Source organism: Candidatus Binatia bacterium, assembly GCA_023150935.1.
Classification (GTDB): domain Bacteria; phylum Desulfobacterota; class Binatia; order HRBIN30; family HRBIN30; genus JAKLJW01.
The window spans coordinates 1-514 of record JAKLJW010000186.1; the positions used below are offsets into that span (position 1 = coordinate 1).

1 protein-coding gene is annotated in these 514 nt (G+C 70.0%); it reads left to right on the forward strand.

Annotated elements, in window-relative coordinates; translation table 11 throughout:
• Positions 1–444, forward strand: a 444-nt coding sequence (locus L6Q96_23660) for a 30S ribosomal protein S3 (GenBank protein MCK6557542.1), incomplete at its 5' end; no start/stop codon positions are given.
• Positions 445–514: the final 70 nt, after the last annotated feature.

The window sequence follows — 514 nt, forward strand, 5'->3', positions numbered from 1 at the left end:
CTGGGCGCGCAGGGCATCAAGATCATGAGCGCCGGGCGACTCAACGGCATCGAAATCGCGCGCACCGAGTGGTACCGCGAGGGACGGGTGCCGTTGCACACGCTGCGCGCTGACATCGACTACGGGTTCTCTGAGGCCAAGACCACCTATGGCGTCATCGGCGTCAAGGTGTGGGTCTATCGGGGTGACAACCTGGGCCGCGGCGACGCGCCGGGTGCCAACAAGACCGAGGCCCAGGAAGAAGAGCGCCGTCCACGCCGTGGCCCCCGCCCCGGTGGTCCTGGCGCACCGGACCGCCGTGGTCGCCCGGGTGGCGACCGCGCGCCGCGCGCCGAGGCGCCTGGCGTCGATGTCAAGCCTGCCGACGGCGCTGCCGGCGACGGAGCCAAGCCGGCGGTCAAGCGCGTCCGCAAGGCGGCCGGTCCCGGCACCGGGCAAGCCTAAGGAGTCATAGAACATGCTGCAACCCGCACGTCGCAAGTTCCGCAAGGAACACAAGGGACGCAACACCGGT